This window comes from Stenotrophomonas sp. DR822, from assembly GCF_019793815.1.
Taxonomy (GTDB): Bacteria; Pseudomonadota; Gammaproteobacteria; order Xanthomonadales; family Xanthomonadaceae; genus Stenotrophomonas; species Stenotrophomonas indicatrix.
Window position 1 is genome coordinate 2,954,710 of the sequence record NZ_CP081826.1, and the last position, 24,239, is coordinate 2,978,948.

The 24,239-nt window shown below is 68.0% G+C and carries 24 protein-coding genes; 17 read left to right on the forward strand and 7 right to left on the reverse strand.

What is annotated here, in order from left to right; genetic code table 11:
- Positions 1-23 precede the first annotated feature (23 nt).
- Positions 24-773 (forward strand): ferredoxin--NADP reductase, encoded by a 750-nt coding sequence (locus tag K5K93_RS13545; RefSeq protein WP_222388158.1) that lies wholly within the window; start codon positions 24-26, stop codon positions 771-773.
- A gap of 65 nt (positions 774-838) precedes the next feature.
- Here K5K93_RS13545 and K5K93_RS13550 read toward each other — a convergent pair whose 3' ends face one another.
- Positions 839-2,008, reverse strand: coding sequence for a lytic polysaccharide monooxygenase (locus K5K93_RS13550; RefSeq protein WP_222388159.1), 1,170 nt, complete (start codon positions 2,006-2,008; stop codon positions 839-841).
- A 236-nt stretch (positions 2,009-2,244) separates the two neighbouring features.
- Positions 2,245-2,730, reverse strand: a complete 486-nt coding sequence (locus tag K5K93_RS13555) for a DUF1203 domain-containing protein (RefSeq protein ID WP_222388160.1) — start codon at positions 2,728-2,730, stop codon at positions 2,245-2,247.
- Positions 2,731-2,875: 145 nt separating this feature from the next.
- Between K5K93_RS13555 and K5K93_RS13560 the strand changes: the two genes are divergently transcribed.
- The 4 genes from K5K93_RS13560 (at position 2,876) to K5K93_RS13575 (ending at position 7,639) form a co-directional block, all read left to right on the forward strand.
- Complete coding sequence (locus K5K93_RS13560; RefSeq protein WP_227416516.1) at positions 2,876-4,069, forward strand: GGDEF domain-containing protein; 1,194 nt, start codon at positions 2,876-2,878, stop codon at positions 4,067-4,069.
- A gap of 119 nt (positions 4,070-4,188) precedes the next feature.
- Positions 4,189-5,715, forward strand: coding sequence for an alpha/beta hydrolase (locus tag K5K93_RS13565; RefSeq protein ID WP_222388161.1), 1,527 nt, complete (start codon positions 4,189-4,191; stop codon positions 5,713-5,715).
- The gene (locus K5K93_RS13570; RefSeq protein ID WP_025877565.1) at positions 5,712-6,458 is read left to right on the forward strand and encodes an ATP-binding cassette domain-containing protein; all 747 of its coding nucleotides are present in this window, start codon (positions 5,712-5,714) and stop codon (positions 6,456-6,458) included. Before K5K93_RS13565 ends, K5K93_RS13570 begins: the two co-directional genes overlap by 4 nt.
- Positions 6,455-7,639 carry an ABC transporter permease gene (locus tag K5K93_RS13575; RefSeq protein ID WP_222388162.1) on the forward strand — a complete coding sequence of 395 codons (1,185 nt, stop codon included), beginning with the start codon at positions 6,455-6,457 and terminating at the stop codon, positions 7,637-7,639. The genes K5K93_RS13570 and K5K93_RS13575 overlap by 4 nt, the downstream gene beginning before the upstream one ends.
- 72 nt (positions 7,640-7,711) lie before the next feature.
- Here the strand turns inward: K5K93_RS13575 and K5K93_RS13580 are convergent, their stop codons facing one another.
- Positions 7,712-8,515, reverse strand: coding sequence for a helix-turn-helix transcriptional regulator (locus K5K93_RS13580; RefSeq protein ID WP_222391074.1), 804 nt, complete (start codon positions 8,513-8,515; stop codon positions 7,712-7,714).
- Positions 8,516-8,590: 75 nt separating this feature from the next.
- On the opposite strand from K5K93_RS13580, the gene K5K93_RS13585 reads away from it, so the two are divergent.
- Entirely contained in the window at positions 8,591-8,845 is a 255-nt protein-coding gene (locus K5K93_RS13585; RefSeq protein WP_105164841.1) for a hypothetical protein, read from the forward strand.
- Between the two features lie 74 nt (positions 8,846-8,919).
- Here K5K93_RS13585 and K5K93_RS13590 read toward each other — a convergent pair whose 3' ends face one another.
- Together K5K93_RS13590 and K5K93_RS13595 are read right to left on the reverse strand one after the other, a co-directional pair.
- Complete coding sequence (locus K5K93_RS13590) at positions 8,920-9,927, reverse strand: energy transducer TonB (RefSeq protein WP_025877557.1); 1,008 nt, start codon at positions 9,925-9,927, stop codon at positions 8,920-8,922.
- 200 nt (positions 9,928-10,127) lie between these two features.
- Positions 10,128-10,757: a TIGR00645 family protein gene (locus K5K93_RS13595; protein WP_117311696.1), complete on the reverse strand. Its 630-nt coding sequence runs from the start codon at positions 10,755-10,757 to the stop codon at positions 10,128-10,130.
- A 113-nt stretch (positions 10,758-10,870) separates the two neighbouring features.
- On the opposite strand from K5K93_RS13595, the gene K5K93_RS13600 reads away from it, so the two are divergent.
- The 4 genes from K5K93_RS13600 (at position 10,871) to K5K93_RS13615 (ending at position 16,357) form a co-directional block, all read left to right on the forward strand.
- Complete coding sequence (locus tag K5K93_RS13600; RefSeq protein WP_033832494.1) at positions 10,871-11,560, forward strand: glutathione binding-like protein; 690 nt, start codon at positions 10,871-10,873, stop codon at positions 11,558-11,560.
- A 157-nt stretch (positions 11,561-11,717) separates the two neighbouring features.
- Entirely contained in the window at positions 11,718-13,943 is a 2,226-nt protein-coding gene (locus tag K5K93_RS13605) for a DPP IV N-terminal domain-containing protein (RefSeq protein ID WP_222388163.1), read from the forward strand.
- 25 nt (positions 13,944-13,968) lie between these two features.
- The gene (locus K5K93_RS13610) at positions 13,969-14,484 is read left to right on the forward strand and encodes a cytochrome c oxidase assembly factor Coa1 family protein (protein ID WP_222388164.1); all 516 of its coding nucleotides are present in this window, start codon (positions 13,969-13,971) and stop codon (positions 14,482-14,484) included.
- Positions 14,485-14,560: 76 nt separating this feature from the next.
- Positions 14,561-16,357, forward strand: a complete 1,797-nt coding sequence (locus K5K93_RS13615) for a DUF885 domain-containing protein (RefSeq protein WP_049467778.1) — start codon at positions 14,561-14,563, stop codon at positions 16,355-16,357.
- Positions 16,358-16,433: 76 nt separating this feature from the next.
- On the opposite strand, the gene K5K93_RS13620 is transcribed toward K5K93_RS13615, so the two are convergent.
- A complete protein-coding gene (locus tag K5K93_RS13620; RefSeq protein ID WP_025877548.1) occupies positions 16,434-16,892 on the reverse strand; it encodes a hypothetical protein in 459 nt (152 codons plus the stop codon).
- A 181-nt stretch (positions 16,893-17,073) separates the two neighbouring features.
- On the opposite strand from K5K93_RS13620, the gene K5K93_RS13625 reads away from it, so the two are divergent.
- The 4 genes from K5K93_RS13625 (at position 17,074) to K5K93_RS13640 (ending at position 19,675) form a co-directional block, all read left to right on the forward strand.
- Positions 17,074-17,322: a hypothetical protein gene (locus K5K93_RS13625; RefSeq protein WP_032952021.1), complete on the forward strand. Its 249-nt coding sequence runs from the start codon at positions 17,074-17,076 to the stop codon at positions 17,320-17,322.
- Between the two features lie 123 nt (positions 17,323-17,445).
- Positions 17,446-18,363: a bestrophin family ion channel gene (locus K5K93_RS13630; protein WP_222388165.1), complete on the forward strand. Its 918-nt coding sequence runs from the start codon at positions 17,446-17,448 to the stop codon at positions 18,361-18,363.
- A 19-nt stretch (positions 18,364-18,382) separates the two neighbouring features.
- A complete protein-coding gene (gene hemB / locus K5K93_RS13635) occupies positions 18,383-19,372 on the forward strand; it encodes a porphobilinogen synthase (RefSeq protein WP_025877543.1) in 990 nt (329 codons plus the stop codon).
- A gap of 33 nt (positions 19,373-19,405) precedes the next feature.
- Positions 19,406-19,675: an SHOCT domain-containing protein gene (locus tag K5K93_RS13640; protein ID WP_025877541.1), complete on the forward strand. Its 270-nt coding sequence runs from the start codon at positions 19,406-19,408 to the stop codon at positions 19,673-19,675.
- Positions 19,676-19,835: 160 nt separating this feature from the next.
- Here K5K93_RS13640 and K5K93_RS13645 read toward each other — a convergent pair whose 3' ends face one another.
- Positions 19,836-20,699, reverse strand: coding sequence for a hypothetical protein (locus K5K93_RS13645; RefSeq protein WP_222388166.1), 864 nt, complete (start codon positions 20,697-20,699; stop codon positions 19,836-19,838).
- Positions 20,700-20,747: 48 nt separating this feature from the next.
- On the opposite strand from K5K93_RS13645, the gene aroE reads away from it, so the two are divergent.
- From aroE to dinG, 3 genes are all read left to right on the forward strand, one after another.
- The gene (gene aroE / locus K5K93_RS13650; protein ID WP_093819437.1) at positions 20,748-21,593 is read left to right on the forward strand and encodes a shikimate dehydrogenase; all 846 of its coding nucleotides are present in this window, start codon (positions 20,748-20,750) and stop codon (positions 21,591-21,593) included.
- Positions 21,594-21,596: 3 nt separating this feature from the next.
- Positions 21,597-21,947: a hypothetical protein gene (locus K5K93_RS13655; RefSeq protein WP_222388167.1), complete on the forward strand. Its 351-nt coding sequence runs from the start codon at positions 21,597-21,599 to the stop codon at positions 21,945-21,947.
- Between the two features lie 152 nt (positions 21,948-22,099).
- Entirely contained in the window at positions 22,100-24,202 is a 2,103-nt protein-coding gene (gene dinG / locus K5K93_RS13660) for an ATP-dependent DNA helicase DinG (protein ID WP_222388168.1), read from the forward strand.
- Positions 24,203-24,239 lie beyond the last annotated feature (37 nt).

Here is a 24,239-nt window from a genome sequence, read left to right on the forward strand (position 1 = left end):
GCTACACACTGTCCCGAAAAGTCGTGCCTGTCCAATTCCCCATCAAACTGGTCGACCGCCGCATGCTGGCGCCCTCCATCGGCCATTACCAGTTCGTGCGTGACGACGGCCAGCCGCTGGATTTCCAGCCCGGCCAGTTCATCCAGGTCCATTTCAGCTACGCCGATGGCACCGAAACCAAGCGCAGCTATTCGCTGGCGACCGTCCATGACCACGCGCTGGGGCCAGGCGAGGCGGTGGATATCGCGGTCAGCTTCGTACCCGGTGGCGCCGCCACGGCGCTGTTCGAGGCGCTGGACATCGGCGGCCAGGTCAGCGCGTCCGGTCCCTACGGTCGGTTCTGCCTGAACCCGGGCGACCACAACGGCCGCTACCTGCTGATCGCCACCGGTACCGGCGTCACCCCGTACCGCTCGATGCTGCCGTTGCTGGCAACGGCGATGGCCGAGCGAGGCGTGCAGGTGGTCCTGCTGCAGGGCGCACGCAGCCCTGGCGAGCTGCTGTACAGCGAAGATTTCTACAGCTTCGCCGAAAAGCACCCGAACTTCCGTTATGTGCCTTGCCTGTCGCGGGAACTGCCGGCCGAGCCGCACCCGGACGTACACCATGGCTATGTGCAGCAGGCGCTGGCGGCGTTCACGCCGGACCCGGCCACCGATATCGCCTACCTGTGCGGCAACCCGGACATGGTCGACGCCTGCGCCGAAGCGCTGAAGGCGGCGGGCCTGGGTAATCCGCAGATCCGCCGCGAGAAGTACGTCAGCAGCAAGTAGTGCCGGCCGCTGGCCGGCAACCCCGCACACCGGAGGCGGCATCACGCCGCCCCCGGGACCATGCCTCAGTACGGCACCCACGCATCGCGCCAGGCCGAACCCACGCCCGGCCGGTACGCCTCGGCATTGACGTTGCACCACGCGCCTTCCGGGAACGGGCGGCAGGCGTAAAGCTTGCCGTCGCTGCTCTTCACCACGGTCTGCCCGGGCACGTAGCTGCCGATACCGGCCGGATACACATGGTCGAAATCACCGCCGGGTGACGGCGTACCCGGGTCTGGCACCTTGGTGTCCAGCTGGAAGCGGTTGCCGTCCTTCAGGTACACGCGGTTGTCGGTGGCCGAGGCGGTCGGCGTGATGGCGCCATTGCTGAGTACGCCGACGCGCGCATGCTGGGCACTGGCGTTGACCTTGCGCGCAAGCGCCAATGGCCACTGCGCCGGCGTGGTCTGGCCTGCGGCCAAGGTGGCTTCCACGCGTTCCACGTCGTTGCCGTTGGCATTGAACACACGCAGCGCCAGGGTGGTGCCCACCGGCAGCTCGGTACGTGCAGTCACCGGCCCGGCATCCTGCCACTGCGGCACCGGCGTGGTACCGCCGCCGCCTTCAAAGCGCACGTCCATGCAGGTATAGAACGCTTCGGTGGAATCGGCGCGCTGCCAGGTGTTGTAGATCACATGCTGGCCGCTGCGCTGCGGCAGCGTGCACTGCAGCTTGTAGGTGCCATCGGCCGACAGCGGCGTGTTGCCCAGCGAGCAGAATTCCTGCAGGTCGGCCCAGCGCAGCGGGCTGCCCGGTTGCCAGCTGGCGCGGGTGACGAAGAACTTCCAGTCGCGCGTAGCGTGCGGGGCGGTCGCCTTGAACACGAAGGTGAACCTGCCGTTCGCATCGGGCTGGATCGGCGTGGTCTGCCAGTCGCTGCGCTCCAGGTCCAGGCCGCGGAAGGTCGGGTTGTTGCCGCTGCACAGCTTGCCGTCGGGCACCACGGCCTGGTGGTTGCCGTTGGCGTTGGCCTGGTTGATGCCGTTCCAGTCGTAGAACGCCTGCGAGCCGGCCACTGCCTTGGCGGCCGCGCAGGCCGGGTTGGTGGGGTTCTCCGGGTTGCCCTGGAAGCAGGCATAGACGCGGCTGGCCGGGGTGGTCATCGTGCCGTGTGCGGCGGCGTTGCCGGCAACGCCAACACCGGCGCCAACGAAGACGGTGGCCAACAGCAATGGGGTGTATCGCAGAGACATGGCGCATCCTTGTGGTCGTCGAAGGGAGCGGTGACCGCAGCACCCACGCCGTGTCGCGCGACGGACGATGAGCGGTACCGCCGCGAGTATCGAGCTGCAATACGCAGTGGGAAACCACGTCAACGCCGATCCGTGACTACGCGTGTGAAGCCCTTCCCGCAGGCTTCACGCCACACTGAACGAACACGCTGGCGGTCACGCCTGCGGCGCGGCGACGATCACGTTCCTGTGCAACGTCATTGCCGCGGGTGGCCGACCCGATCCACCTGGCACGAAAAGCATCCATGTCCTGCGTTGTGCAGCTGCACGAAGGCCACCGTCGTATCGGCGAACAGCCGGTCCAGGTGCGCGGCAACCTCGGTGCCCTGGCAGACCAGGCCGCTCATCATGAAGTCCGCGCTGTCATAGGCGCGCACCGAGATCAGCCGACGTTGCACGTAGGCAGGTACCACGCCCACGGGCAGCACGCAGCGGGTTGCACCGCGCTGCACGAAGATCGGGCCCGAGGCGCGGTAAGGCGACAGCGTGGCCAGGTGGGTGTAAGGCAGCAGAAGCAGTTCTGCACCGGCAGGCGCGTCGGTCAGGCTGACCCTGCAGGGGTAGCCGCCGCTGTCGCCCGCGCGCCGGCGCACGATTCCCCGAGCGGCCAGCGCATCATCGCTGGATTCGAAAAGTGCCTCGAACGGCTGGTGGTCGATGCCACTGAGTTGCCACGGATGCATGAATGTCTCCCGGTTCTGCGCGCATTCTGTCGCCGCCACGAGGCGCCTGCTCGCCATTTTCCGCCACCGGATTCGACAGGTTGCCTGGTCGTGGCTGTTCCCGCGCTGGCTGCAGCGGCCCGGGCCAGCGCCACAAGGCGCTAAGATGCGCGCGCCGCCCTTCTTCCAGCGCCACATGTCCCTGGATTTCCCCACCGTCGCCGTCCTTGGCTTCCTGCTCTGCGTGGGCATCGCGCTGGGGTTCTCGTTGCTGCTGCTGGTGCTGCGCGGGCAACCGGTGCTGCGGCTGTGGACGATCAGCCTGTGGGCCCTGACACTGGGGGTTACCCTGCTGGCGCTGCGTCCCTACCTGCCGCAGGTGCCGGCGATTCTGGCCGGCAATGCGGCGATGGCCGCCTGCGCCGTGCTTCTGCTGCGGGGCGTGGCCCTGCATCTGGACCAACCCTTGCCGGTGTGGCGACCGCTGTTGCTGGTGGCTGCATTCATGGCCGGCATCTTCCTGTTCCTGGTGCCGTGGCCGAACCTGGTGGTGCGCCTGCATGTGTTCAGTGTGTTCGCCGCGCTCATCGATGGTTGGATCGCCTGGCTGCTGTTGCGCCATGCTCCGGCACAGCAACGCACCAGCTGCAGGTTGGCCGCTGCGGTGTTCCTGGCAGAGGGCCTGCTGTACGTGGTGCGCCTGTTCCTTCCGGTGGCGGCCGACGCTGGTGAGGACATCATGCGCACCGGCACGCCGATGTTCGTGACCTACCTGGCCGGAGTGATGCTGGAGCTGGCGCGCTGTTTCGCACTGGTGCTGCTGCTGGTCGAACGGATGCTGGTGGAACTGCGCCAGGCTGCACGGATCGATGGTCTCACCGGCCTGCTCAATCGCAGCGCGGTACTGGCTGATGGCCAGCTGCAGCTGGAGCAGGGGCGCCGGCACGGTACGCCGTTGGCGGTGCTGTTGCTGGATGTGGATCATTTCAAAAAGGTCAACGACCGCTGGGGTCACCTGGCCGGTGACCGCGTGCTGCAGCATTTCACCGGGGTGTTGCAGCGCTGTGCGATGGGGCGCGTGCATCTGCTCAGCCGCTATGGTGGCGAGGAATTCCTGATGCTGCTGCCTGGCAGCAGCGGCAACGAGGCGACGGCGCTGGCCGACGCGATCCGCCAAGGGTTGCAGCAACGTCCGGCCATGCTCGATACCGGTGCGGTGGCGGTGACTGCCAGCATCGGGCTGGTGTTGGACGATGGCCGGACCGATCTTTCCGGCCTGATCGCGCTGGCTGACGCGGCGCTGTATCGGGCAAAGGCCGAGGGTCGAAACCGCCTGGTGGCCGTGCCGACGCCGGCCTAGGACATCCACCTGTCGCCGTCAGCGTCCGGCGCGTGTAAGTTGGGTCACATTCGATTGGTCACATCTGCCGCGACAGACCGTCGTGGTGGACAGGAACGTTCCCAGGGGAATCACGCACGATGCAAAGACACCATTTCGCGCGGGCCGGGTTGCTGGCCAGCATGCTGATTGCCGGCTGCAGTGCGCCACCGCAGGCAGGACTCGACGGCGCGGGCGATACACCCAGCCGCCGCTACGGCCAGATTGATTTCCGCCCCTGCACGCTGGCCACCGAAGGCGCCAATGCCAACGTCGAGGCGCAGTGCGCGACGTTCCAGGTGCCCGAAGACCGGAGCAGGCCGGATGGCCGCAGGATCGACCTGCGCGTGGCCTGGCTGGAGTCGGGCAACAGCGGTTCGGGCCTGCCGGACCCGGTGTTCTTCCTGGCCGGCGGACCTGGCCAGGCGGCCAGCGAGGTGGCCGTCATCGTCGATACCGCACTGCGCCAGGTGCGCAAGCAGCGCGACATCTTCCTGATCGATCAGCGCGGCACCGGCGGCTCCAATCCGCTCAGCTGTCTGGGCGCGGACGGCAAGGAGCTGCCGATGGATGAAGACGCTGCGCCCAGCGAGGCACTGCTGCGCGAGTACGCGGAGCGCTGCGCTGCGTCGCTGAAGGGCCGTGCCGACCCGCGCTTCTATACCACCGCCGAAGCCATCGCCGATCTGGACGCGGTACGCCAGGCGCTGGGCGCGAACACGCTGAACCTGGTCGGTGGCTCGTACGGCACCCGCGTTGCCCAGCGCTACGCGGCCGCGTACCCGCAGCACACCCGCAGCATCGTGATCGATGGCGTGGTACCGAACGAGCTGGTGGTCGGCGGCGATTTCGCCACGACTTTCGACAACGCGATCACCCTGCAGTCCGAGCAGTGCCGCAAGGATGCTGTCTGCAGCAAGCGCTTCCCGGTCGACACCCGTGCGCAGCTGCGCAGCGTGGTGGAAACCCTGCGCCGCGCGCCGGTCACGGTCGACTACCGCGACCCCGGCACCAACGCACCGCGGCAGGAGGTGCTGACCCCGGACAGCGTGGTCGGCCTGGCGTTCGCCTTCTCCTACGTACCGCAGTACTCCTCGCTGTTGCCGCTGGTGCTGGATGAAGCGGCACAGGGTCGCTATGCACCACTGGCGTCGCTGGCGCGCGGTGCGACCCGCAGCATGGATTTCCAGATCAACCGCGGCATGCAGTGGTCGGTGATCTGCAGCGAAGACGCTCCGCGCTACCAGGCGCCGGTCGAAAGCAGCGACAGCCTGGTCGGCCCGGAAGTGGCGCGCGCGTTCTTCGCCGCCTGTCCGGTGTGGCCGCACCAACCGGCTGCGGCGGCTGCGGCAGTGCCGCTGCACAGCGACCTGCCAGTGCTGCTGCTGTCCGGCGAACTGGACCCGGTGACGCCGCCGCGTTACGCCGAGCAGGTGCTCAAGGGCCTGCCGAAGGGACGCGCGCTGGTTGCCCGCGGCCAAGGCCACGGCACCCTCACCGCCGGCTGCATGCCACGCCTGCTGGGCCAGTTCATCGACACCACCGATGCCAAGGCGCTGGATGCCAGCTGCCTGGACACGCTGAGCTACGTGCCGGCGTTCACCTCGTTCAACGGATGGGCCCCATGATCGTCGCCGACAACCTGCACAAGGCCTTCAATACCCGCACCGGTCGCATCCAGGCGGTGGCCGATGTCGGCTTCCGCGCCGAGGATGGCCGCATCACCGGCCTGCTCGGGCCGAACGGCGCCGGCAAGACCACCACCATGCGCATGCTGTACACGCTGATGACGCCCGATGAAGGCAGCATCACCGTCGATGGCATCGACGCGGCCCGCGATCCGGTGGAAGTGCGTCGCCACCTCGGCGTGCTGCCGGATGCACGTGGCGTCTACAAGCGGCTGACCGCACGCGAGAACATCGCCTACTTCGGCGAGCTGCATGGCCTGTCCGCGTCGCGCATCCGCGAACGCATCGAGGTGCTTTCGCATGCGCTGGACATGGCCGACATCCTTGATCGGCAGACCGATGGCTTCTCGCAGGGCCAGCGCACCAAGACCGCCATTGCCCGCGCGCTGGTGCACGACCCGCGCAACGTGATCCTTGATGAACCCACCAACGGCCTGGACGTGATGACCACCCGCGCGCTGCGCCGCTTCCTGCTGGGCCTGCGCGAGGAAGGGCGCTGCGTGATCCTGTCCAGCCACATCATGCAGGAGGTCGGTGCGCTGTGTGACCACATCGTGATCATCGCCAAGGGTACGGTGATGGCCGCCGGCAGTGCCGATGAACTGCGCGCGCAGTCCGGTGAGCCCAACCTGGAAGATGCGTTCGTGAAACTGATCGGCAGCGAAGAGGGCCTGCACGCATGAGCATGATGTCGACCCTGATGACGGTGATGCGCAAGGAACTGCGTGACCTCTCGCGTGACCGCCGCACCCTGCTGCTGACCCTGCTGTTCGGCCCGGTGCTGTACCCGCTGCTGATCCTTGGCATGGGCAAGCTGGCGGAAAGCCGCGTGCGCATCCAGATCGAACAGCCGCTGCAGATTCCGACCATCGGTGCGGAGAATGCGCCGAACCTGGTGCGCTTCCTGGCGGCGCAGGGATTGAACGCCGCGCCGGCACCGAAGGATCTGGCCGAAGCGATCCGCTCGCAGGAGATCGACGTGGCCCTGCGCATCAGCCCGGAGTTCGGCAAGGACTGGGCCGATGGCAAGCCCGCGCTGGTGGAAGTGATCCGTGACAGCACCCGTCGTGCCGCCGAAGTGCCCAGTGCGCGCCTGCAGGCGGCCCTGGCAACCTACAACGGCCAGGTTGGCGCGCTGCGGCTGATGGCGCGTGGCGTCGACGCGCAGGTTGCACGACCGCTGGATGTGGCCACCCAGGACATGGCCAGTGCCGAGGCCAAGCGCGGCATGATGCTGTCGATGCTGCTGCCGGTGCTGCTGACGCTGACCTCGTTCATCGGCGGCGCCTACCTGGTGATGGATGCCACTGCCGGCGAGCGCGAGCGGCAATCGCTGGAACCGCTGCTTGCGACACCCGGGTCGCGCAGCGCCATCGTCAGCGGCAAGATCGCCGCCGCCTGCGTGGTCGGCTTCGCCTCGTTGCTGCTGACCTTGATCGCGTTCAAGGCCAGCGCACAGATCGCGCCCGGCAACGTCGGCCGGCAGCTCAACATGAACATCGGCTCGATGCTGCAGATGCTGCTGGTGATGGTGCCGATGCTGCTGATCGGCACCTCGTTGCTGACCTTCCTCTCGGCCGCGGCCAAGAGCATGAAGGAAGCACAGAGCCACATGACCTGGCTGGTGCTGCTGCCGATGCTGCCCGGCTACGCGCTGATGGCGTATCCGGTGAAGAGCGAGCTGTGGCAGTACGCGGTGCCGTTCCTGTCGCAGAACCAGATGCTGCTGAAGGTGATCCGCCACGAGGACATCAGCCCAACCATCTGGGCGATCTACCTCGGCGCCAGCCTGACGCTGGCTGCCGTGCTGTGGTTCGCCGCCGTGCGCCGCTACCACAACGAGCGGCTGGCGATTTCCGGCTGAGCGTAACCGGTAGCGCCGGGCCATGCCCGGCGGATTTGAAACGAGGCCCGGTCATGCCGGGCCTCGTGCATTTCAGCGCTGTGAAGCGTTTCCGTCTGCATACCGCGCCGGCGTCACTCCCATCTCGCGCTTGAATACCGCGATGAAAGCGCTGGGCGTGTCGTAGCCCAATGACAGCGCAACGGTAGTGACGGATTCACCGGCCAGCAATCGCGGCAGCGCCAGCAGCACGCGCAGGCGCTGCCGCCAGCGGGTCAGGGTCATGTTCGTTTCGGCCTGCCAGCGGCGGGCGAGGCTGCGACTGGACAGGCCGCTGGCGGCTGCCCAGTCCTCGACGGTGCGGGTGTCATGTGGCACACGTGCCAGGGCGGCGGCGATGCGGCGCAGGCGGCGGTCGCTGGGTTGCTGCAGCGCAAGTGGCAACGGCGTGCCTGCAGCAATCTCATCGGCGATCACCCCGGCCAAGCGCTGTTGCCGCGCATCCAACGCCTGCCCGCACCAGTGCAGTGCCCGCGGTACCGCCACCTGCAACACGTCGCTGGGCTGGAAGATGCGCGGTGCGGTGGGCAGGTCCGCGCAGGCCGCCTTGCTGAAGTACAGGCTCCAGCCATCGAAGCTGCCGATGCTGGAAAGCGCATGCGGATGCTGTGGCGGAAGCCACGCCACGTGCCCGGCCGGAAGCAGCCAGTGGGTGTCGCCCACCTCGATCCGCAACAGGCCGGTGTGGGCACCCAGCAATTGCCCGCGCGCGTGCTGGTGGCGAGCGGTGCGCCGTGAACCCTGCATCGCCAACTGCGTGCCGAGCAGGGCCGGCCCCTCACTGGCATCGGCCAGTGCAGGATCGATCAGTGGTGTCTGGAGTGTCTGTTCTGCCATATCCATTGGCAGTTATACGGCAGAACCGCCGGTAGCGAGCGTCGACACTGAGCGCCCACCTCCCAGGAGCACGCCATGCAGCCGCACGACATCCTTCCCGACCACCAGAACGAGGTGCAGGTGAACGGCCTCACCGTGCGCAAGGGCAGCGTCGGCGCCTTTCTCGCCACCGTGCGGGAGTGGCAGGACCCGGCCCGTGATGCTGACCTCCGTGCCGCCGCCGAAGCTGATCTGCGCGGTCTGCTGCCCGGGCTGCACGCGCTGGGCCTGTTCCAGGTGCTGACCGCGCGTGATCCTGCGCTACAACGGCTGATCGACAGCGCAGCCTGAAACGCACAAGGCCCGGACATGCCGGGCCTTGCTCCAGAACCGCCGGGCGCGGCCCGGCGCTACCGCCCTGGGCATCAGCCGCCCGGTGCGAACACCAGCGTGCGGCGGGTGGTGACCGGGGCCGTGACCGGCTCGAAGCGCCAGCGCTTGACCGCGTTGAGGGCTTCGCGATCGAAGACACGCGATGGCGTGGCGCGCAGTACGCGTGCATTGGTCACCGAGCCGTCGGTGCCGACGGTGATCTCCACCAGGACTTCGCCGGAGGTACCCGAACGCAGTGCTTCGGCCGGGTAACGCGGTGCCGGTGTGCTGACCGGGCGCAGGCTTGGCGCAGCGGCGGTCGCGGCCTGGCGGGCGGCGTTGGCCTGCTGCGCAGCGGCCTGCTGCTGCTTCTGCTCGGCATCGCGACGCGCGGCAGCCTGGCGCTCGGCCTCCTGGCGCTCGCTGTCACGGCGGGCAACGTCCTGCTGCGCAGCAATCTGCTTGGCCGCTTCGGCTTCCTTGGCACGCTGTTCGGTCAGGCGCTGCTGCTCGGCCAGCTGCTTGGTGCGGTCTTCAGCGTCCTTCTTGACCTTCTCGGTCTCGTCTTCGGTGCGCTTGGCGGCGACCTGCACGCCCTTGGTCAGACCTTCCTTCAGGCGCGGCAGGGCCGGGGCCGAGGCATCGACCTTTTCGATCAGGGCGACCAGCCGCTGCGCTTCAGTGAAATCCTCGCGGCCCAGATGCTGCTCGGCGGCGATCAGGGTGTACGGCAGAAGATCGGTCAGCGCGCTCTTCACCGAGGCATCGTCCGGCGTCTTGTCGCGCAGTGCCAGGTAGTACTCGATGGCGTTGTCGCCGGCCGGAGCGTACATGCGGTTCTCGCGCAGTGCCTGGCTGGCCGATTCGCGCAGCTGCTCGGTCCCCATCGACTGCACCTTGGCGGCCACTGCCGGTGCGGCTGGTGCTGCAGCGGCGGGGGCAGCGGCGCCCTGCGCGGCCGGAGCCGGTGTTTCATCCTTGCCCGAGCAGGCAGCCAGGGCCAAAGCCAGAGCGACCGGCAACCACCGGCGCGCGGCAGCGATCATTGCGACGTGCGACATCCTGCTCCCCTCTAAGAAGACGACGTTACGAAAAACGTAGATACGCATGGCCGGGACGCAAGGTCCGGGCGTGGCGGGGGACGTTTCCCAGCGTCACCGTCGCCTGTAGCGAGGGTGCAATCTAGCATCCCGGCCACCCTTGCGCACAAGGGCCGGCAGCGGGGCCGGCGGCGGCAACCGTGCCGCCGCCGGCGTTGATGTCAGTGCGCGGCGGCCTTGCTGTGGCTGTTGGACATCAGCTTGTCGGTCCAGGCGATGCCGATCGCCGACAGGATGAACACGCAGTGGATGATGGTCTGCCACAGCACGCCATCGGGGGTCAGGGTGGTGCAGGTTTCGGCGCCGGCGTTGTAGAAGCTTGCCGATGCCGACGAAGCCGCCGCAGCCCATTGCTCCGGCTTGCACAGCGGCAGGCCGTTCAGCGGGCTGGCTGCGATGAACGTCTTCAACAGATGGATCGAGGAGATGCCGATGATCGCCATCGCCAGCTTCACCTTCAGCACGCTGGCGTTGACGTGGCTCAGCCATTCCGGCTGGTCCGGGTGGCCTTCCAGGCGCAGGCGCGAGACGAAGGTTTCATAGCCGCCGACGATCACCATTACCAGCAGGTTGGAGATCATCACCACGTCGATCAGGCCCAGCACGATCAGCATGATCTGCTGCTCGCCCATCGACACCGAGTGCGAGATCAGGTGCCACAGTTCCTTGCCGAACAGGAACACATAGACGCACTGGGCCACGATCAAACCCAGGTAGAGCGGCAGCTGCAGCCAGCGCGAGGCGAAGATCAGGGTGGACAGCGGGGAGAGCGGCGGACGGTTTGCACTCATGCGGAGGATGCTGCGTTTCGGGGGAGAGGCGAGGTTACCGGCCCGCCATGACGGTGCCAAGCCAACGCACGCACTAGACTTCAGGTTCCTTTCCGTACCCCAGAGCCGCCGCCATGATCGACCTGTATTACTGGCCTACCCCGAACGGCCACAAAGTGACCCTGCTGCTGGAAGAAGCCGGCCTGGAGTACCGCATCCATCCGGTCAACATCGGTTCGGGCGACCAGTTCAAGCCGGAATTCCTGGCCATTTCCCCCAACAACAAGATGCCGGCCATCGTCGACCACGCCCCGGCCGACGGCGGTGCGCCGCAGAGCGTGTTCGAGTCCGGTGCGATCCTGCTGTACCTGGCCGAGAAGACCGGCCGCTTCCTGCCGGCCGACCCGCGTGGCCGCGTCACCACCCTGGAATGGCTGTTCTGGCAGATGGCCGGGCTGGGCCCGATGAGCGGGCAGATGGGCCACTTCAATGTATACGCGCCGGAGAAGATCCCGTACGCGATCGAGCGCTACGACAATGAAGTGCGCCGCCTGCACGGGGTGATGGACAAGCGCCTGGCCGAGCACGCCTTCCTGGCCGGCGAGGAGTACACCATCGCCGACATGGCCAGCTACCCGTGGGTTGGCGCCTACGACAAGCTGCCGGCGGACTTCGACGCGTTCCCGAACCTCAAGCGCTGGCACCAGGCCATCGCCGCCCGCCCGGCGACCCAGCGCGCCTATGCGCTGCGCCAGCAGGTCAACCCGGACGCGGGCAAGCCGCTCAGCGACGAAGAACGCAGGCACCTGTTCGGCAAACGCTGACCCGGGACGGTGGGTGCCGACCGTTGGTCGGCACGCATTATGGGAAGACCTCATGGGCAGAAGGTCATGCTGTCTTCCTGCACCGGCTTGGTTAGGATGGACGCTGACCGTCCCGCGCCTGTCGCGGTGGCGGACCTGCCGTTTGCCGGGATCCTCCATGCGCCATCTGTTCGCCTCGCTCGCCCTCATGCTTGCCACCAGTACCGTCGCCCACGCTGAAAAACTTACCCTTGAAGCCATCACCGGCCCGCTGCCGTTGTCCGGCCCGACCCTGATGAAGCCGAAGGTGGCGCCGGATGGTTCGCGCGTGACCTTCCTGCGCGGCAAGGACAGCGACCGCAACCAGCTGGACCTGTGGAGCTATGACATCGGCAGCGGCCAGACCCGCCTGCTGGTGGATTCGAAGGTGGTGCTGCCCGGCACCGAAACCCTCAGCGACGAGGAAAAGGCCCGCCGCGAGCGCCAGCGCATCGCCGCCATGACCGGCATCGTCGACTACCAGTGGTCGCCGGATGCGCAGCGCCTGCTGTTCCCGCTGGGCGGCGAGCTGTACCTGTACGACCTCAAGCAGGAAGGCACGGCCGCGGTGCGCCAGCTGACCCACGGCGAAGGCTTTGCCACCGACGCCAAGCTGTCGCCCAAGGGCGGCTTCGTCAGCTTCATCCGCGGCCGCAACCTGTGGGTGATCGACCTGGCCAGCGGAAAGCAGATGCAGCTGACCGGTGATGGCAGCACGACCATCGGCAACGGTATCGCCGAATTCGTCGCCGACGAGGAGATGGATCGCCATACCGGTTACTGGTGGGCACCCGACGATTCGGCCATCGCCTACGCCCGCATCGATGAAAGCCCGGTGCCGGTGCAGAAGCGTTACGAGGTCTATGCCGACCGCACCGATGTGATCGAACAGCGCTACCCGGCCGCCGGCGATGCCAACGTGCAGGTGAAGCTGGGCGTGATCTCGCCGGCCGAACATGCGCAGACGCAGTGGATCGACCTTGGCAAGGAACAGGACATCTACCTGGCCCGCGTCGATTGGCGCGATCCGCAGCACCTGAGCTTCCAGCGCCAGTCGCGCGACCAGAAGAAGCTCGACCTGGTGGAAGTCACCCTGGCCTCGAACCAGCAGCGCGTGCTGGCCCACGAGACCAGCCCGACCTGGGTGCCGCTGCACAACAGCCTGCGTTTCCTCGATGACGGCAGCGTGCTGTGGTCGTCCGAGCGCACCGGCTTCCAGCATCTGTACCGCATCGACAGCAAGGGCAAGGCCACCGCGCTGACCCACGGCAACTGGTCGGTTGATGAACTGCTGGCGGTCGATGAAAAGGCCGGCCTGGCGTACTTCCGTGCCGGCATCGAATCGGCGCGCGAAAGCCAGATCTACGCCGTGCCGCTGCAGGGTGGCCAGCCGCAGCGCCTGTCGAAGGCACCGGGCATGCACAGCGCCAGTTTCGCGCGCAACGCCAGCGTGTACGTGGACAGCTGGTCCAACAGCAGCACGCCGCCGCAGATCGAACTGTTCCGCGCCAATGGCGAGAAGATCGCCACCCTGGTCGAGAACGATCTGGCCGATCCCAAGCATCCGTATGCGCGCTACCGCGACGCGCAGCGCCCGGTCGAATTCGGCACGCTCACCGCGGCCGACGGCAGGACGCCGCTGAACTACAGCGTGATCAAGCCGGCAGGCTTTGATCCGGCCAAGCGCTACCCGGTGGCGGTGTACGTTTATGGCGGCCCGGCCAGCCAGACCGTCACCGACAGCTGGCCTGGCCGTGGCGACCATCTGTTCAACCAGTACCTGGCCCAGCAGGGCTATGTGGTGTTTTCGCTGGACAACCGCGGTACCCCGCGCCGCGGCCGTGACTTCGGCGGCGCGCTGTATGGCAAACAGGGCACGGTGGAAGTGGCCGACCAGCTGCGCGGCGTGGCCTGGCTGAAGCAGCAGCCGTGGGTGGACCCGGCGCGCATCGGCGTGCAGGGCTGGTCCAACGGCGGCTACATGACCCTGATGCTGCTGGCCAAGGCGTCGGACAGCTACGCCTGTGGCGTGGCCGGCGCACCGGTCACCGATTGGGGCCTGTACGACAGCCACTACACCGAGCGCTACATGGACCTGCCGTCGCGCAACGACGCCGGTTACCGCGAAGCACGCGTGCTGACCCACATCGAGGGCCTGCGTTCGCCGCTGCTGCTGATCCACGGCATGGCCGACGACAACGTGCTGTTCACCAATTCGACCAGCCTGATGAGCGCGCTGCAGAAGCGCGGCCAGCCGTTTGAACTGATGACCTACCCCGGTGCCAAGCACGGCCTGTCCGGTGCCGACGCACTGCATCGCTACCGCGTTGCCGAAGCTTTCCTGGGGCGTTGCCTGAAGCCTTGATCATCATCCGGGAAGGAGCCCGCCCATGACCCTGCCGCCGCCGATTCCTGCTCCCTCCAACCTGCGATCTGGCTGGTGGTGCCGGCATTGGCGCTGGGCGATGCCGTTGGCGGTGCTGCTGTTCCTGATCGCACTGGGCGGTGCCATCGCCTGGAGCGTATTGCGCTGGACCGAAGCCGCGCACGACAGTGCGCCGATGCGCGAGGCGATGCGTCGCGCCGGCTGCAGCGTCGAACTGGTGCAGGTGTTCGGCGAACCGCTGCAGGCCGGCACGCTGCCGCTGGGCAGCATGCAGACCGCCATCAACGGCGAGCGCGACGTTGGCCTGACCGTGGCGCTGGAAGGGCCGCATGCGCACGGCCGCCTGTTCGTGAAGGGCACCCGCAGCGACGACGTGTGGGATTATCCGGTGATGTATGTGCTGGCCGAAGACAAGCAGACCTTCGACCTGAGCGCGCTGGATGATGCCGAGGCGGCCGGCGAATGCGAACTGCAGGCCTGTCGGGAGCGTGGCGAATGCGCGCTGACGGCAGCGCTGTAGATGGCGTGACCTCCGGCCGATTGTCGCCACCGCCGTGAGCGCGTAGGGTGCGGGCAACCCTCTCCTGGAGTGCTCCATGAAGCCGATCGCGCTTGCCATCGCCCTGGCCCTGACCGCCGCCCCGCTGCTGTCGGCCCCACCGGCCCTGGCCGCACCGGCCGCCAAGGCCTCCACGCCGGCCAGCCCGGCCTGGGTCGCGCGCAGCAATGCGCTGGCGCAGATCCTGCTGGATGCGCAAGGCCCGTTCCAGCCCGAGGAGACCGGCTTCTTCGGCGTGCCCGGCTACGACGACAAGGTCGCCGACCTCGGCCCGGACAACGACCAGCGCTACCGCGCCGCGATGGCCAAGGCCCGCGACGAACTGAAGGCCAAGCTGGCCAGCGAGAAGGATCCCAACGTCCGCCAGGACCTGGAGATCATGATCGCCGCCGCCAACCAGAGCATCGAAGGCAGCGAGCTCAACCAGAAGTACCTGCTGCCGTGGCGTGATGCGCCGCAGAGCGTGTTCAGCGGCCTCAACCTGCTGCTGTCCGACCAGGTGCCGGCCGAGCGCCGGGCCAAGGCGGTCGATCGCCTCAAGGCGTATGCGGGCCTGCAGCCGGGCGGCACCGCGTTCACCACGCTGGCCCGCCAGCGTTACGAAGAGCGGTTGAAGGACAGCACGCTGCTGCAGCCGACGAAGATCGAAGTGCAGCAGTCGCTGGACAACGTCGAGACCTACATCACCGGCATCGAGTCGTTGCTGAAGAAGTACCAGGTCACTGGTGCCGACGAGGCGATGAAGGCGCTTGCCGCACAGATGAAGGACTACGCCGCATGGACCCGCAAGGAGGTGCTGCCGAAGGCACGTGCCGATGCGCGCCTGCCGGCTCCGCTGTACGCCTACCAGCTCAAGCAGGTCGGCATTGATATCGACCCGAAGCTGCTGATGCAGCGCGCGCAGCTGGAGTTCATGGAAACCCGCTCGGCGATGCGCCAGCTGGCGCCGCTGGTGGTGAAGGAGAAGGGCCTGAAGGTCAGTGATCCGAGCGACCCGGTGGCGGTGATCCGCGCGCTGAAGGGCGAGAAGATTGCCGATGACCAGCTTGAAGGCCACTACCGCAAGGTGATCGATGCCATCGATCCGTTGATCCGCGAACACCGCATCGTCGACGTGCCGCAGCGCGCGATGCAGATGCGCCTGGGCTCGGCCGCCGAAAGCGCTGCCAGCCCGGCACCGCACTTCCTGCCTGCGCCGCTGGTCAACAACACCGGGCAGCAGGGCACCTTCGTGCTGCCGCTGGGCAACCCGGCTGCCGGTGCGGGTGCGCAGTACGACGACTTCAACTTCGGTTCGGCGGCCTGGACGCTGAGCGCGCATGAAGGACGCCCGGGCCACGAGCTGCAGTTCACCGCGATGGTCGAGCGTGGCGTGTCGCTGGCGCGCACCATGTTCGCGTTCAATTCGGTGAACGTGGAAGGCTGGGCGTTGTATGCCGAGGCGGAGATGGTGCCGTACGAGCCGCTGGACGGGCAGATGATCGCGCTGCAGTTCCGCCTGCTGCGTGCCGCCCGCGCGATGCTGGACCCGATGCTCAATCTCGGCCTGACCGACCGTGCCAACGGCGAGCGCGTGCTGATCGAGCAGGTGGGTCTGTCCAAGGCGATGGCCACCCAGGAACTGGACCGTTACATGGTGCGCATGCCGGGCCAGGCGGGCAGCTACTTCTACGGCTACACCCGCATCCTGGAACTGCGCATGCAGACCGAGCTGGCACTGGGCGCGAAGTTCGACCGCCTGGCGTTCAACAACTTCCTGCTCGACCAGGGCCTGTTGCCGCCGGACCAGCTGGCCGAAGCCGTGCAGCAGCAGTTCGTTCCGAAGTACCGGTAGCGCCGGGACACGCCCGGCGAGTGCAGCGGAAGAGACGCCGGGCATGGCCCGGCGCTACCCGCGGTGACGCTGCCGCTCAGCGCTGCGGGGTGATCGTCTGCGTCGGCAGGCGTGCCGGCGGCGCCGGATCCGGTACCCAGATCGCCACGCCGGCGGCGCGCTTCTGCGTCGTCGGTATGCCGATGCCCACGCCGCCGCCCACGTGCGAACCGTAACTGCCGGCACCCACCGACATGCCGACCGGCGAGCCGCTGCTGCCCACGCCCATCAGGATCACGCCGTTGGCACCCAGTGCAGCCGCTTCGCGCTTGAGGCGAGCCACGGCGGCATCGGTTTGGCCCTGGGTGCCGAAGCCCACCGCCGAAGACGATTCCAGCTGGGCGATTTCCTGCGAACCGGCGGGCGGCGTCGAATAGATCTGCACCTGGGACGGATCGATCGGCGCGCGGGCGCGGCCCAGCATGACCTTGGAGGTACTGGCGCAACCGGCAACAGTCAGCAGCATGGCCGCCAAGGCGACCCAACGGATGTTCATGGCGTATACCCCTGTAGGACTGGTTCGGATCATCAGCCGGGCACTCTGAATCGGCGCCAACATCGGGGCTCGACCCATGGCCGCACGCTAGCACGGGGCCGGTGAGGCTGACGGCAACGGCGGTAGGCGGCGCTGCCGGGAACGGCTATGGTTGGCGCATGAACAACCACGGGAGGGCGCTATGGGTGTGATCAGTCTGTTGTGGGGCGTGCTGGCGCTGCTGTGGATGATCCTGGCGTTGATACCGCTGCTGGGCTGGGGCAACTGGTTCCTGATCCCGTTCGCCGCGGTCGGCGCGATCATCGCCGCGCTCGGCATCCTGTTCACCCACCCCAGCAAGCGCGGCCGTGCGTGGACCGGGCTGATCCTGAACGGCATCGTGGTGGTGGTCGGCATCCTGCGCCTGGGGCTGGGCGGCGGCGTGATCTGAGCCGGCCGGGCCGGTGCGACCGGGCGTCGCAGGGACACGGCCGCCGGCCGGGCAGGGAGTAGAATGGGCCGCTGCGCGAGCCCCCCGCGTGCCTGTCGAACCGCGCCCTGCGCGGCTGCTCCCATGATCATTCGTTCCCGTCCCCACGGCTGGCAACTGCTGTACATCCTGCGTGGCTCGATCGTTCCGGCCATCGCGCCGAAGGTGCTGGCCATCCTCGTCCTGTCCATCGCGGTCGCCGCGGTGGTGGAAATGGCGCCGCCGATCGGCATCGAGCGCGTCTCGGTCACCCCGTTCACCCTGCTCGGCCTGGTCCTGTCGATCTTCCTCAGCTTCCGCAACAGCGCCTGCTACGACCGCTGGTGGGAGGGCCGCAAGCTGTGGGGCCAGCTGGTGTTCGAATCGCGCTCGCTGGCACGGCAGGTACAGGTGCTGCTGGCCGATGAAGCACCGCGCCGCCAGCGCATCGGCTACCTGACCACCGCCTTCGCCCATGCACTGGCCGCGCGCCTGCGCGCCCGCGACGTGGCGCTGGCGGCGGTGCCATGGCTGGGCGAGGAACAGCGCGGGCAGCTCGCCCAGCGCGGGAACGTGCCCGATGCGTTGCTGGCGATGATCGCCGCCGAACTGGCCCAGGCCCGTCGCGCCGGCACGCTCGATTCCATTCTTTACGTCCAGCTGGAAGAGCGCCTGCACGCGATGTCCTCGATCCAGGCTGGCTGCGAACGCATCCTGACCACCCCGCTGCCGTTCGCCTACACCCTGCTGCTGCACCGCTGCGCGTGGATGTTCTGCGTGCTGCTGCCGTTCGGCCTGGCCAGCTCGCTGGGCTGGGCCACGCCGGTGCTGTCGGCGGTGCTGGCCTACGCCTTCTTCGGCCTGGACCAGCTGGGCGAAGAAATGGAAGACCCGTTCGGCCTGGAGCCGAACGACCTGCCGCTGGACGCGCTGGTGCGCACCATCGAGATCGACCAGCTCGACGCCCTCGGCGAACGCCCGTTGCCCGCACCCCTGCTGCCGCAGGGCTACCTGTTGCAATAGCCACTCCCCGGAGCCTGCCATGCCTCATCCCCATTACCGCCCGCGGCGCATGCGCCATGACGAATTCTCGCGCCGCCTGATGCGCGAGAACACGCTGACCACCGACGACCTGATCTATCCGGTGTTCGTGCACGAACCGGCCGGTCGCGTGGCGGTGCCATCGATGCCGGGCGTGGAGCGGCTGTCGATCGAAGAGCTGCTGAAGGTGGCCGAGGAAGCGCTGGAACTGGGCATCCCGGTGATCGACCTGTTCCCGGTGCTGGACGCCTCGCAGAAGTCGCTGGACGCCTCGGCGGCGTGGGCCGAGGACGGCCTGGCGCAGCGTGCGATCCGCGCGCTGAAGTCGCGCTTCCCGGAGCTGGGGGTGATGACCGACGTGGCCCTGGATCCGTACACCACGCACGGCCAGGACGGCATCATCGATGACAAGGGCTACGTGCTCAACGACATCACCGTCGAAGCGCTGGTCAAGCAGTCGCTGTCGCATGCCGAGGCAGGCGCGGACATCATTTCGCCGTCGGACATGATGGATGGCCGCATCGGTGCGATCCGTCGTGCGCTGGACGCCGACCACCACCTCAACGTGCGCATCATGGCCTACTCGGCCAAGTACGCGTCGGCGTTCTACGGTCCGTTCCGCGATGCGGTGGGCAGCGCGGCCAGCCTCGGCAAGGCCGACAAGAAGACCTACCAGATGGACCCGGCCAACGGTGACGAGGCCATGCGCGAGATCGCGCTGGACCTGGAGGAGGGCGCGGACATGGTGATGGTCAAGCCGGGCATGCCGTACCTGGACCTGGTGCGGCGGGTGAAGGAAACCTTCGGGGTTCCGACCTTCGCTTACCAGGTCAGTGGCGAGTACGCGATGATGAAGGCGGCGTTCGCCAACGGCTGGCTGGACGAGCGCGCCTGCGTGCTGGAATCGCTGCTGGGCTTCAAGCGTGCCGGCGCCGATGGCGTGCTGACCTACTTCGCGCCGCAGGTGGCGCGTTGGCTGCGCGAGCGCTGACAATAGCGCCCACGACGGACGGAGGAACACGCGATGGGACCTGAAATGGGTTGGATGCAATGGTTGATCTGGGGCACCGGTACGCTGGTGTTCGGGGCCATCATCGTCGGCGTGTTCGTTGCTGCCTGGCGCGCCGCGCGGCGCCCGCCGGAGCAGCTCTCCGCTGCGGCCCGGGTCGCCCGCGAGCAGGCCGTGCCGGAAAGCGTGCAGGCCGAACTGGCCGCCCTGAACCGGCGCAAGGACAACGGCCAGCTCAGCGAAGCGGAGTACGAGCAGCAGCGCGCGAAGGTGCTGTCGCGCTGAGCGCTGTGGCCCGGGACCCGGGCCATCCACGCATGGCGTGGATCTACTGGTAGTCGCCAACCTTGGTTGGCGGTTTTGTTTCTGTGCCGACCAAGGTCGGCACCTACCGGAGGGGGGGCGGTCGGCCTCCTCCGAACGCTCATCCACGCATGGCGTGGATCTACTGCATGCACGCGGGCACTGCCGCCACCTTCGGCACGGCCAGCCGGTATACATCCACGCCACCGGCGCGGGGCGACTTCGCCGCGCTGCTGGCCACCATCATTTCGCCCGGCTTGGCGTTGTCGACCACCGGCGCGCCGGTCCAGCCGCTGGCCTGGTTGAACGACAGTCCGATCGGCTGCAGCGCAGCGCCCGTCCACGCACAACCGCTGGTCCAGACCTGCGCGGTGTCACCGCTGCCACGGCTGAAGGCCACCGCGCCAGCGCTGCCCAGCCAGTCGCCATCGGTTTCATCGGCGGGGCTGTTCAATGCCTGCAATGCCGTCGCCGGGCCTCGCACGCCCTGCGCGTCCAGCGCGGCCACGAACAGGTCCCAGCCGGCACCACGGCCCTGCTGGCGGGCAAACAGCAGCTGTCGCCCGTCCGCGCTCAATGCCGGCCCGCGCTCTTCATGGCGGCCACCATCGCCTGCCAGCGCTTGCGGCGCCCCCACGCTGCCATCGGCGGCGATGGCCGCCCGGTACAGCCCCGACCGGCCCTCGCGGCCTGCGGCGAACAGCAGCCAGCGGCCATCGCGGCTGAAATACGGATCGCGCACCTCGCCGGACACCGCCAGCGGCAACGCCTGCGCCTGCTGCCAGCGGCCGTCGACCACGCGCGCCTGCCACAGCCCCCAGCCGGCCTCGCCACGGCGGGCGAAGACGATGCGCTGGCCATCGGCGCTGATCGTGGCCCGGCCTTCATCGGCACGGGTGGAGACCACGCCCATGCCTTCGATGCCGTACTCGTTCAACGCCATCGCCACCGGGGCAGAGAGTAGACTGGCGGCGAGCACCAGCAGGGTCGGGGCGATACGCATCATCCAGGTCCATGCACGAAAGAGCACCAGTCTAGCCAGCTTGAGGATTCCATGACCGATCGTTACGCCGTCTTCGGACACCCCGTCGCCCACTCGAAGTCGCCGCAGATCCATGCGGCGTTCGGTCGCCAGGAAGGCATCTCCCTCGACTACCGCAGCATCGATCTCGCCCCGGACGCATTCCTGGCCGGGCTGGAGGCGTTCGCCTCCGAAGGCGGTGTCGGTGCCAACGTCACTTCACCGCACAAGGAAGCGGCGTTCTCGGTATGCACTACGCTGACCGCGCGCGCGCGTCGCGCCGGCTCGGTCAACACCCTGCTGCGCAAGGGCGACCGCTGGCACGGTGACACCACCGATGGCATCGGCCTGGTGCGCGACCTCACCGACCGCCACAGCCTGGACCTGCGCGGCCGCCGCGTGCTGCTGCTGGGTGCCGGTGGTTCGGCGCGCAGCGTCGCCCCGGCGCTGCTGGATGCCGGCATCACCGAACTGGTGGTGGTCAACCGCACGCCGGAACGCGCCGATGAACTGATTGATGCCATGGGCGAGCCGGGCCGCGCGCTCAGCCGCTACTGGGACGATCTGCGCGACCTCGGCGATTTCGAGCTGATCGTCAACGCCACTTCCGCCGGCCGCGATCGCGACGCCGAGTTCAAGCTGCCGCTGTCGCTGGTCAATTCAATGACCACGGCCGTCGACCTGAACTACGGCGAGGCCGCCATCGCCTTCCTGGCCTGGGCGCGCGCCGCGCAGTGCCGCAACACGGTCGATGGCCTGGGCATGCTGGTCGAGCAGGCGGCGGAGAGCTTCCTGCAGTGGCATGCCGTACGCCCGCAGACCGACGAGGTCTACCAGCAGCTGCGCGCCGGTGCCGGCGCCTTCGCCGGGCAGGACTGATCGATGGATACCCAGGCTCTGATGGTCTCCCTGCTGACCATGGTCGGCGTGCGCCTGCCGGTGCTGATTGCCCTGTGCGTCGGCCTGGTCTGGGTGCTGGGCGCGCCGCGCGATCCGGCACGCACCGGCGCGCTGACCGGCCTGCTGCTGTTGCTGGCGTCCAGCGTGGGCAGCCTGCTGGCCAACCTGGTGCCGATGTGGATGGTCAGCAACGGCGACTTCGGCGCGATCTCGCAGCTGAGCACCGTGCTGGGCGTGGTGCACTTCGGCCTGGCGATGCTCGATGCCGTCGGCACGGTCCTGCTGGTCTGGGCACTGGTACGGTTGCTGCGGCAGCGCGCTGCGACGCCCTGACTCCGATGACGGCCTTGGCCGCGTCGGTAGTGTTGCGCGGCGCGCATCCAGCCATCGCGCGACGCGGCTGACCCTGTTCAGCGCCCGCGCCTCGGAGCCCGTGGCCGGCCATGCGACAATGGCCGGCCTGACCCCGCTACGGTAGTTCTGGCGTGACCGAAACCGTCGCCGCTCCACGCAAGCTCGATGACACCTTGAAGGACGCGATCCGCAAGGCGTACACGACGCTGCAGGCCAATACCCCCGGCTTCTCCACCCGCCGCTCGCAGAGCCAGATGATCGGCGTGGTGTCGCGTGCGCTGTCCACCAGCGGTGGCGTGGGCGTGGTCGAGGCGCCGACCGGCGTTGGCAAGAGCCTGGGCTACCTGACCGCCGGGGTGCCGATTGCCCTGGCCAGCAAGAAGAAGCTGGTGATCAGCACCGGTACCGTGGCGCTGCAGTCGCAGCTGGTCGAGCGCGATATTCCGAACTTCCTCAAGGCCACCGGCCTGGAGGCGACCGTTGCCCTGGCCAAGGGCCGCACCCGCTACCTGTGCACGCGCAACGCCGCCGAGGCGCACGGCGAGGGCGCGCAGAACGGCATGTTCGAGGACGAGCAGCCGCTGTTCGACCGCCCGCTGGCGCCGATCGAGATGGACATCGCCAAGCGCCTCACCGTGGCCTTCACCAGCGGCGGCTGGGACGGCGACATCGACAACGCACCGGAAACCATCAGTCCTGGCCTGCGCAGCCGTATCACCACCCCGGCCTCAGGCTGCGCGGGGCGACGCTGCGCGTACTCGGCGCAGTGCGCGGTACTGCGCTCGCGCAACACCGTGCGCGATGCGCAGATCGTGGTCACCAACCACGCGCTGCTGCTGTCGGCGCTGTCCATTGGTGACAGCGACAACGGCCAGCCGATGATCGCCGCGCCGTCGGACATGCTGCTGGTACTCGACGAAGGCCATCACGTGGGCAACGTGGCCATCGACCAGGGCGCGGCCAGCCTGGCATTGGATGAAATGGCCAAGCGCACCGGCCGCCTGCAGATCCTGATCGCCGGTGCCTACCGCGCGGTCGACAAGGATCGCCTCGGCAACCTTCTGCCGAACGAAGCCATCGACGCGGCCAGCAACGTGGCCAAGGGCCTGCGTGCGTTCCGCGACCACGTCGAGGCGGTATGGATGCCGGCGCCGGCCGACGAGGAGCCGATGTGGCGCGCGGCCAACGGACGCCTGCCCGAGGCCTGGCGCGAGCCAATCGAGGCGCTGGCCGACGATACCCGCAGCCTCTACAACTGGGCGCACGCCGCCACCGCGCAGGTCGCCAAAGGCAAGCCGGACGATCCGGCGCGCGAGCGCCTGCAGCGCAACCTCGGCATGGCCCTGGAGATGATCGAGCAGCAGTACAACCTGTGGCAGGTCTGGCGACGCGAGGACAAGGAAGGCGCGCCACCGATGGCGCGCTGGGTGACCGCCACCCGCGATGGCGACCTGGTGCTGCATGGCTCGCCGGTGTCGGCCGCGCACGTGCTGCGCAAGCTGTTGTGGGATGAAGTGGATTCGGTGGTGATGACCTCGGCGACGCTGACCGGTGGCGGCGACTTCCAGGCGCTGGCGATCGACAACGGCATCCCCGAAACCGCCGAGATGGTCTCGCTGTCCTCGCCGTTCGACCTGCCCAACCAGGCCGAGCTGATCGTGCCGCCGTTCCCGGTCACGCCCGATGACCGCGAAGGCCATCCGCGCGAAGTGGCGCGCTACATCGGCAAGGAACTGGACTGGACGAAGGGCTCGATGGTGCTGTTCACCTCGCGCTGGAAGATGGAGAAGGTGGCGGGCCTGATGCCGGCCGCCAAGCGCAAGCAGGTGCTGGTGCAGGGCGAGATGTCGAAGACGCGCATGATCGACGAACACCTGCGCCGTGTCGCCGCCGGCGAGGGTTCGGTGCTGTTCGGGCTGAACTCGTTCGGCGAAGGCCTGGATCTTCCCGGTGAGGCCTGCACCACGGTGGTGATCACCCAGGTGCCGTTCGCGGTGCCGACCGATCCGCAGACCGCCACCCTGAGCGAATGGGTGGAAGCGCGCGGGCTCAATGCGTTCAACCTGATCGCGATCCCGCATGCGCTGCGCACGCTGACCCAGTTCGCCGGCCGCCTGATCCGCACCTCCACCGACACCGGGCGGGTGATCATCCTCGACTCGCGCCTGCTGACCCGCCGTTACGGCAAGCGCATCATCGACGCGCTGCCGCCGTTCAAGCGCACCATCGGCTGAGCCCGCACTGGTAGCGCCGGGCCATGCCCGGCGGAGA

What these genes read in the sequence shown, in the direction of transcription:
- K5K93_RS13550 (WP_222388159.1), bottom strand. Translation starts at nt 2,008, where the DNA reads ATGTCTCTGCGATACACCCCATTGCTGTTGGCCACCGTCTTCGTTGGC.
- K5K93_RS13555 (WP_222388160.1), bottom strand. Translation starts at nt 2,730, where the DNA reads ATGCATCCGTGGCAACTCAGTGGCATCGACCACCAGCCGTTCGAGGCA.
- K5K93_RS13560 (WP_227416516.1), top strand. Translation starts at nt 2,876, where the DNA reads ATGCGCGCGCCGCCCTTCTTCCAGCGCCACATGTCCCTGGATTTCCCC.
- K5K93_RS13565 (WP_222388161.1), top strand. Translation starts at nt 4,189, where the DNA reads ATGCAAAGACACCATTTCGCGCGGGCCGGGTTGCTGGCCAGCATGCTG.
- K5K93_RS13570 (WP_025877565.1), top strand. Translation starts at nt 5,712, where the DNA reads ATGATCGTCGCCGACAACCTGCACAAGGCCTTCAATACCCGCACCGGT.
- K5K93_RS13575 (WP_222388162.1), top strand. Translation starts at nt 6,455, where the DNA reads ATGAGCATGATGTCGACCCTGATGACGGTGATGCGCAAGGAACTGCGT.
- K5K93_RS13580 (WP_222391074.1), bottom strand. Translation starts at nt 8,515, where the DNA reads ATGGCAGAACAGACACTCCAGACACCACTGATCGATCCTGCACTGGCC.
- K5K93_RS13585 (WP_105164841.1), top strand. Translation starts at nt 8,591, where the DNA reads ATGCAGCCGCACGACATCCTTCCCGACCACCAGAACGAGGTGCAGGTG.
- K5K93_RS13590 (WP_025877557.1), bottom strand. Translation starts at nt 9,927, where the DNA reads ATGTCGCACGTCGCAATGATCGCTGCCGCGCGCCGGTGGTTGCCGGTC.
- K5K93_RS13595 (WP_117311696.1), bottom strand. Translation starts at nt 10,757, where the DNA reads ATGAGTGCAAACCGTCCGCCGCTCTCCCCGCTGTCCACCCTGATCTTC.
- K5K93_RS13600 (WP_033832494.1), top strand. Translation starts at nt 10,871, where the DNA reads ATGATCGACCTGTATTACTGGCCTACCCCGAACGGCCACAAAGTGACC.
- K5K93_RS13605 (WP_222388163.1), top strand. Translation starts at nt 11,718, where the DNA reads ATGCGCCATCTGTTCGCCTCGCTCGCCCTCATGCTTGCCACCAGTACC.
- K5K93_RS13610 (WP_222388164.1), top strand. Translation starts at nt 13,969, where the DNA reads ATGACCCTGCCGCCGCCGATTCCTGCTCCCTCCAACCTGCGATCTGGC.
- K5K93_RS13615 (WP_049467778.1), top strand. Translation starts at nt 14,561, where the DNA reads ATGAAGCCGATCGCGCTTGCCATCGCCCTGGCCCTGACCGCCGCCCCG.
- K5K93_RS13620 (WP_025877548.1), bottom strand. Translation starts at nt 16,892, where the DNA reads ATGAACATCCGTTGGGTCGCCTTGGCGGCCATGCTGCTGACTGTTGCC.
- K5K93_RS13625 (WP_032952021.1), top strand. Translation starts at nt 17,074, where the DNA reads ATGGGTGTGATCAGTCTGTTGTGGGGCGTGCTGGCGCTGCTGTGGATG.
- K5K93_RS13630 (WP_222388165.1), top strand. Translation starts at nt 17,446, where the DNA reads ATGATCATTCGTTCCCGTCCCCACGGCTGGCAACTGCTGTACATCCTG.
- hemB (WP_025877543.1), top strand. Translation starts at nt 18,383, where the DNA reads ATGCCTCATCCCCATTACCGCCCGCGGCGCATGCGCCATGACGAATTC.
- K5K93_RS13640 (WP_025877541.1), top strand. Translation starts at nt 19,406, where the DNA reads ATGGGACCTGAAATGGGTTGGATGCAATGGTTGATCTGGGGCACCGGT.
- K5K93_RS13645 (WP_222388166.1), bottom strand. Translation starts at nt 20,699, where the DNA reads ATGATGCGTATCGCCCCGACCCTGCTGGTGCTCGCCGCCAGTCTACTC.
- aroE (WP_093819437.1), top strand. Translation starts at nt 20,748, where the DNA reads ATGACCGATCGTTACGCCGTCTTCGGACACCCCGTCGCCCACTCGAAG.
- K5K93_RS13655 (WP_222388167.1), top strand. Translation starts at nt 21,597, where the DNA reads ATGGATACCCAGGCTCTGATGGTCTCCCTGCTGACCATGGTCGGCGTG.